Raw genomic sequence first — 7,133 nt, forward strand, 5'->3', positions numbered from 1 at the left:
AATATATTATATTTTATTGTGGGGGGGGTGTTTTTCGGCGGGGGTCTTTTGTCTCGTGGCCCCCCCCCCCCACTTGTTTCCGCCTGGGGCGGATGTCGGAGCCGGAACCGTTCCTGGTTCGCGGCCAGCAGTTCGTCATCGGCCGGAGACTGCTCGGCGCAATCGACCCGCAAGCCGGTGTCGCCGAAAGGCGCACCGATGAATTCGCAGAAATGCGGTTGCCCGGGCGCCGTGCCGGCAAAAGGCCGGAAGAAACGACATCCCAGACAGGTGCGCAGGCCGGTGGCCAGGCCCTGCCGCTGCGCTTCGGCGACCAGCAACTGGGTCACCCGCAGCAGCGCGCCCACGTCCTCGCTTTCCAGTCCCTGCAACAGGCCGGACATGCCCTGCGCGGGATGCTGGAGGCGGGTCGCCAGGCCGCGGCCGGTCCGGCTCAGGCGGACCACCAGGGCGCGGCGATCGTCGGCGTCGGCGGTGCGCCGGATCCATCCCTTGGCTTCCATCGCCTTGAGCGTGTCGCTCAGGCTCGCCGCCGACACGCTCAGGCGGTCCGCGAGCTGGCGCGCGCGCAATCCGCCCGGCGCGGCCGCGAGCAGGCGCAGGACCTGGGCCTGCACGGGAGGCAGCGGCGCACCGGTCTCGCCCCGCCAGGCCTGCGCGCGCACCAGCGCGGCAAGTTGCTCAAGACCTGCGGCGGCCTGTTCGCGCTGGCGGGCGTCCGTGGACATCGCAATATCGTAGGAGTCCTAACTAATTCGATCAATGACCGTCTGTCGGCGCGTGCAGCGGGACGGGATGGAACAGCGGCTCGCGGGCGAGGACTCGCAGGCCACCCGGTCCGCTTTCCAGCCACCGGCGCTCGTCGTGCGCCAACAACAGTTCGAGGTGATAGCCGTCGTCGGCGGGCAGCCGCGCGGCGATATCCCGGATGGCGTCGAGCGCTTCGACGGTATCGGCGTCGAAATGCCCCCCAGGGCTTGTCATGGCGGCGGACGAGAAGGCGATAGTGCGGCATGGATCATCCCGGAACGGGGGAGGGAGGCGTTGGCAGCAGCAGTTCACCGCTGCGATGCCGGAGGGTGCGTCGAAGCGCTTCGAGCACCTGCCCGCTGGCCTGCGCGGCGGCGTCTTCCAGCGTGGCGCCGGCCAGCAGCCGGGCCGCGAGGTCGGCGGTGAACAGATCGCCGGTGCCCTTGCTGTCGGCGGCGAGGCGGGGATGCCGGATGACATTGGCGGTGTCGCGGGTGACCACCAACAGCCACATCTGGCCGGCTTCCCACGCTGCGGGTGCTGCGCTGGTGACAACGACCCAGCGGGTATGTCCGTTGAGCAGCTGCCGGGCGGCCTTGATCACCGCGTCCAGATCCGGAACGTCCGTGACCGCGCCGTCAGCCGGCACCAGCTGGGCGAGCTCGAATCCGTTAGGGGTGAGGCCGTCGGCCAGCGGCAGCAAGTGCCGCCGATAGGCCTCGGCCATGCCCGGCGCGACGTAGATGCCGCTGTCGACATCCCCCATCACCGGATCGACGATAAGCCGCAGATCCGGTCGCGTTTCGCGGAGCGTGGTGATCCAGTCCGCCAGCACCGCGGCCTGCGCGGGCTCGCCCAGGTAACCCACCACCACCGCGCGCAGATGGCGCAGCGCGTCGCGGGCGATCAGATCCGACAGGTACCCGGCGAACCAGTCCAAGGGAATGGCGCCGCCGTGGAAGGTCGGGTAGTGCGGGGTGTTGCTCAACAGTACGGTCGGCACCGCCGCCACATTCAACCCGTGCGCCTGCAGGGTCGGCACCGCGACCGCGTTGCCGACACGGCCGTAGACCACCTGCGACTGCACCGAAACCACGTCGATGCGCAGGGGCGCCAGCCCGGCATCGATCGAGTGCGTCACCGGGCCCAGTTGTTCCGTCAGCGCCGGCCCGGGAGGATGCCCAATGCTCATGCGGAGGTGTTTTCCGTCGGCCAGAAATGGCTGTCGGGCAGGTTGCGCGCGCCGAAGATCGCCTGGCCTACCCGCACCACGGTCGCGCCTTCCTCGATGGCGATCTCGTAGTCGCCGGACATGCCCATGGACAGTTCGTCCAGAACGATGCCGGCCGGCGCGTCGTCGCGCAGGCGATCCCGCAGTTCGCGCAGGCGCACGAAACACCGGCGAACCCGCGCCGCATCCTCGGAGAACAGCGCGAGCGTCATTAGCCCGCGGACGCGCAGCGCGGAAAAGGCGGGCAGCTCGCGCAGGAAGGCTGCGACCTCTTCCGGCGGCAGTCCGTACTTGCTGGCTTCGCCGGAGGTGTTGACCTGGACGAACACCTCCAGCGAACGTCCTTCCACCTGCAGGCGGCGATCCAGCGCCTCGGCCACGCGCAGGCTGTCCAATGCCTGGAACTCCGCCGCGAAGCGCGCGACCAGCTTGGCCTTGTTGGTCTGCAGATGGCCGATGACCGACCAGCGCAGGTCGCCCAGATCCGCCATCGCCTCCCACTTCCGGTGGGCCTCCTGCACCTTGTTCTCGCCCAGCAGGCGGCAGCCCGCCGCGTGGGCCAGGCGGATGTGCGCTTCGTCGATGGTCTTGCTGACCGGCAGCAGGCGCACGCTGTCGGCCGCGCGGCCCGCGCGTGCGCAGGCCGCCTGCATGCGCGCGGCGACGCTGGCCAGGTTGTGGCGGAAATCCTCGACGGTTTCGGCCCGGGGGTAGCGGCCGTGCCGCGCGTGCAGGGATCCGGTGGCGGGGGGAGTCGCGGGGAGGGGAGCGGCAGGGGTATTCACGTCCGGATCCTTTCGATGCGCCGGGCCGTCGGCATGGGCGCCAGCAGGTTCATTGACACAGGCCAGATTCTATATTGTCATAGGACAATATGAAAATCACCGGGACGACCTCCGCCGAGATCTTCGACCGCATCCGCCTGCTGGTGCGGAGCGGCCAGTTGCAGGCCGGCGACGCGCTGCCGCCGGTGCGTGATCTGGCGACGACCCTCGACGTGAACCGGAATACGGTCGCGGCGGCGTACAAGCGCCTGGTCGTCGCCGGCATCGCCGCCACCCAGGGCCGGCTGGGCACGGTCATCCGTGGCGACGCCGTGCTCGGCGCGCAGGAAGGCACGCATCACGATTCACCGCTGACCGATCTGGCGGGAGGCAATCCGAATCCCGACTGGTTGCCGGACCCCGCCGCGATGCTGGCGAAACGGCCGCGCTCGCCCCGCCTGTACGGCGCGCCGGTGATGAATCCGGAGCTGGAGCGGTACGGGCGTTCCTGGTTTTCCCCGGATTGTCCGGCGGGGTTCGCGCTTGATCTGACCCACGGCGCGGTGGACGCGGTTGAACGATTGCTGGGCGCCTATCTGGCGCCCGGTGACAAGGTGGCCGTGGAGGACCCGTGTTTCCTCAGCAGCATCAACACGCTGCGCACCGCCGGACTCGAAGCCGCCGGCGTGGCCATCGACGGGCAGGGCATGCGCGCCGATGCGCTGGAGGAAGCGCTGGAGCAGGGCGCGCAGGCGGTGATCATCACCCCGCGCGCGCACAACCCGACCGGTTGCAGCCTGGGCGTCACCCGCGCCCGGGCCCTGCGCGGCGTGCTGTCACGGCATCCGCACGTCCTGGTGATCGTGGACGATCATTTCGCGCTGCTGGCCGAATCGCCCTATCACAACGTGATCCCGAAGGAGATCCGGCGCTGGGCGCTGGTGCGCTCCGTGTCGAAGGCGCTGGGCCCGGATCTGCGATTGGCATTCGTCGCTTCCGACGCGCAGACCTCGAACCGGCTGCGCCTGCGCCTGGCGGGTGGCACGAGTTGGGTCAGCCACATCCTGCAGGACATCGCGGAAGCGTTTCTGCTGGATCCGCGCGTCAACCGGCTGGCCGACGCGCGCGCCGACTATGCGCGCCGGCGGCGACTGCTGGTCGAAGCGCTGCGGGCGGAAGGCATCGGCGGCGCGGACACGGCCGATGGCCTGAACCTGTGGCTGGCGATGGCGCAGGGCAGCCAGGAGGTGGCCGACCAGCTCGCCCGCCACGGCTGGCTGGTCCGCTCGGGCGAAGCGTTCGGCGTCGCCGGTCCCGTGCAGGGGTTGCGCGTCACGATATCGACGCTGGTCGCGGAGCAGGCGCGGCGCCTGGCGGCGGATCTGCGCGGCGTGCTGGAACGACGCGGTTGACGATCGGCGCGATGGAGGCCCGGCGCGCCCGCTGCACGCGGTTCACGCAACGAACCGCCTTCGTCCCCGTTCGACCGATAGCCGGTGCGTGCCCGCCAGTTCCTGGCTGCGCGCCTTGACCGTGCGCAGGAACACCCATTCGCCGGTCACGCGTTGCGGGGTGATGTCGATCATCATGTAGCCCCGTTGGCTGGTATCGGCCCAGGCCAGTTCCGGATTGGTGGCGACGAACGCGCGCGCGACCTCGACGGGATCGGCGGCCAGTTGTCCCTCCATGCCGTTCGAGGTCACGCTGTGCCCGGCGAACTCCACGCCGGCGACGCGCCCGTCCTCGACCAGCGAATACGCCCAGGCGTTGTGGCTGTCGCCGGCCAGCATCACCAGATCCGCGTCCGCCTGCTGGGCCGCGCGCAGCAGGCGCGAACGCGCGGCCGGATAGCCGTCCCAGCGATCCATCCACATCGGCAGGCCCAGGCGCGACGCCCGCACGTCCCGGCGGAATTTCTCGATCACGCGCTCGCCGGCGTCGGGGCGGACCCAGCCCGGCATCTGGTCCGGCATCAGGGTGCGGCCGAGGATCGTGCCCATGCCGACCAGTTGCCAGGTCGTGCCGGCGGCGTTGCGGCGGAACTCGTGCGCCAGCCAAGACTCCTGATCCGAACCCAGCAGGGTGGCGGTCGGATCCCGCCAGGCACCGTCACGGAAATGGCGCAGCGCGGCGTCTGGATTCGCGGCCTGGTGCGCTTCGGCCAGTTCCGCGGCGGCCGGACGGGTGCGCGCCAGCACGCGCGATTCGGTGCGGTACAGCGTGGCGAGGGTGCCGATGGCGTAGCGTTTCCAGGGCTCTTCGGAGATCGGCATCCATTCGCGATAGGCCTGCATCGCCGCCGCGCGGCGGGTGTTCCAGTCGCCTTCGGACGGCTGGTGATTCTGCGCGCCGCCTTCCCAGCTGTCGTTGGTGATTTCGTGATCGTCCCAGAGCGCGATCATCGGCGCCTTGCGGTGCAGCGCCTGCAGATCCGGATCCGCCCGGTAGCAGGCGAAGCGCAGGCGATAGTCGGCCAGGCTGATCATCTCGTGATCGTGCGCGGGCAGGACCTCGCGGGCGGCGACGCGGTCATGCGGCTTGTACGAGGCGATACCGTACTCGTAGAGGTAGTCGCCCACATGCAGCCACAGATCGAGATCGTCGCGCGCGGCCGCGTGGGCGTAGGCGTTGAACCAGCCCATCGGCAGGTTGGCGCAGGAAAACAGGCCCAGCCCGAAGCGGTCGACCGGACCCTCCGGCAGGGTGCGGGTGCGGCCGATCGGCGAGCGGCTGCCATCCGGCGCGATGAAGCGATACCAGTACATCGTGCCGGGACGCAGCCCGTCCACCGTCAGCTTGGCGGTCCAGTCGCGATAGGCGCCGGTGCGCAGGCTGCCGCCGGCCACCACCCGGGTGAAATCCTCATCCAGCGCCACTTCGGCGTCCAGGCGGACCTCGTCGACGGCGCGAGCGGGCACGTAGCGTGTCCACAACAGCATCGCGTCCGGACCGGGTTCGCCACTGGCGACATCGTGGGTGAAGCCGCGCGCGCCCAGCAGCTCGGCGGCGAGGGCGCGCCCGCCCGGCAGCATCAGCGCGCCCAGGCCCAGCGTGCCGCCGATGATCAGGCGGCGACGTTCGATTTCGATGCTCATGGCAGTTCCTCGGGAGCGACGGGCGCGAACGGAGCCGGCGTGTCTCCGGTCCAGCGCATCAGGGTCAGGTCGGCGGTCTGGGCATGTTTGTCGCCCGCGTTGCGCGCCAGGTAATACAGGCCGTCGCCCAGCGGCTGCAGGCCCACATCGGCCTTCTGCTGCCAGCCGCGCAGGCCGGTCGCGGTGTCCTCCAGGCCGTCCTCCGCCAGCGCCAGCAGCGGTCCCCTGGCCCAGCCGTCGCCGTCGTCGTTCCTCACGCCGACCAGCTCACCCACCGTGGGCGGCGTGTCCGCGTCGATCGCGAACAGCCGGTAGTTGGGGAAGGACGCCTTCCTGCCGGGATACACGCCCAGGAACCAGCGCCGCAGGTGCGGGTCATAGGCGAGGTTCTGCACGCCATAGGTGGTGTTGCCGGTGCGGACGAAATACTTGCCCTGCGGTGCTTCGGGGCCACTGCGATGCGGCGCGGTTTCGCTCAGCGGCCTGGCAAGCCTGTTCCAGCCGCCCACGTCGTACTGGAGCAGCACCTGGTGATCGTTGTCGGTGCGTTCGAGGTTGCCGTAGATGCCGTAGGCGACGGTCAGCAGCACGGGACCGTCCGGGTGTCCGAACGCCGGCCCGAAGCCGACCCCATCGATGCCGGAACAGCCGTAGCGATGATCCCGGGTATCGGCGACGTCGCCGTCGAATCGTCCGTCGCCGTCCATGTCGGCGGCGTAGTCGCGCGCGACTTCCGCCAGATGGACCGTGCGCAGGACATCGGCGGCGCGCGCGTCGATGCCCACGCGGTCGATCCGGTCCACATCGATGACGGCGATGTAGAACGCCTCGTCGGCCTTGTATTCGAGCGAACCGTAGACCTTGCCGTCCGCCGGATTGAAATCGAGATCGCCCAGGTGACCGGTCCAGCCCACCAGCGTGCCGACCAGCCGGCCGCTGAAGTCGTATCGGGCCAGCAGGTCGGTGAACGAGTAATAGATGTACCCACCTCGCGGATCCACGGCGATGCCCTGCACATGACCGGACGGCCAAGTGCCGCCGTTCTGTGTCGGTGGGAACCGGGGCGTCCCGGTGGTGGAGGCGGAGCCGGCCAGCACGGGGACGATGGGGCACAGCAGAAGCGCGATGAACAGGCGCGCGTGGAACGCGCGGACGGGGCGGACCCCGGCGGGGCGGTTGGAACAGGAAAGCGGCATGGCGTGACCCGGGTGTGTCAGGCAGACCCGCGGGTGGGGGAGAAAAAGGACACCCCCCACCCCACCGAAAACACCGCGGCCCCAAAGGAAACACCCA

7 protein-coding genes are annotated in these 7,133 nt (G+C 69.7%); 1 reads left to right on the forward strand and 6 read right to left on the reverse strand.

Annotated elements, in window-relative coordinates:
- From ACTHN1_RS17990 to ACTHN1_RS18005, 4 genes are all read right to left on the reverse strand, one after another.
- The coding region (locus ACTHN1_RS17990; protein WP_440472291.1) for a MarR family winged helix-turn-helix transcriptional regulator at positions 1–728 on the reverse strand (728 nt) is incomplete at its 3' end.
- A gap of 31 nt (positions 729–759) precedes the next feature.
- Positions 760–984, reverse strand: coding sequence for a hypothetical protein (locus tag ACTHN1_RS17995; protein ID WP_440472292.1), 225 nt, complete (start codon positions 982–984; stop codon positions 760–762).
- A gap of 34 nt (positions 985–1,018) precedes the next feature.
- Positions 1,019–1,942: a pyridoxine/pyridoxal/pyridoxamine kinase gene (gene pdxK / locus ACTHN1_RS18000; RefSeq protein ID WP_440472293.1), complete on the reverse strand. Its 924-nt coding sequence runs from the start codon at positions 1,940–1,942 to the stop codon at positions 1,019–1,021.
- Positions 1,939–2,634 carry a YggS family pyridoxal phosphate-dependent enzyme gene (locus tag ACTHN1_RS18005; protein ID WP_440472297.1) on the reverse strand — a complete coding sequence of 232 codons (696 nt, stop codon included), beginning with the start codon at positions 2,632–2,634 and terminating at the stop codon, positions 1,939–1,941. The genes pdxK and ACTHN1_RS18005 overlap by 4 nt, the downstream gene beginning before the upstream one ends.
- 221 nt (positions 2,635–2,855) lie before the next feature.
- Here ACTHN1_RS18005 and ptsJ point away from each other — a divergent pair, with 221 nt between their 5' ends.
- Positions 2,856–4,157 (forward strand): MocR-like B6 salvage transcription factor PtsJ, encoded by a 1,302-nt coding sequence (gene ptsJ / locus ACTHN1_RS18010; protein WP_440472294.1) that lies wholly within the window; start codon positions 2,856–2,858, stop codon positions 4,155–4,157.
- 42 nt (positions 4,158–4,199) lie between these two features.
- Here ptsJ and ACTHN1_RS18015 read toward each other — a convergent pair whose 3' ends face one another.
- Positions 4,200–5,840: an alkaline phosphatase D family protein gene (locus tag ACTHN1_RS18015; protein WP_440472295.1), complete on the reverse strand. Its 1,641-nt coding sequence runs from the start codon at positions 5,838–5,840 to the stop codon at positions 4,200–4,202.
- Positions 5,837–7,036 (reverse strand): hypothetical protein, encoded by a 1,200-nt coding sequence (locus tag ACTHN1_RS18020; protein WP_440472296.1) that lies wholly within the window; start codon positions 7,034–7,036, stop codon positions 5,837–5,839. Before ACTHN1_RS18020 ends, ACTHN1_RS18015 begins: the two co-directional genes overlap by 4 nt.
- Between the last annotated feature and the right edge of the window lie 97 nt (positions 7,037–7,133).

This window comes from Pseudoxanthomonas sp. (assembly GCF_051953815.1).
Lineage (GTDB): Bacteria > Pseudomonadota > Gammaproteobacteria > Xanthomonadales > Xanthomonadaceae > Pseudoxanthomonas_A.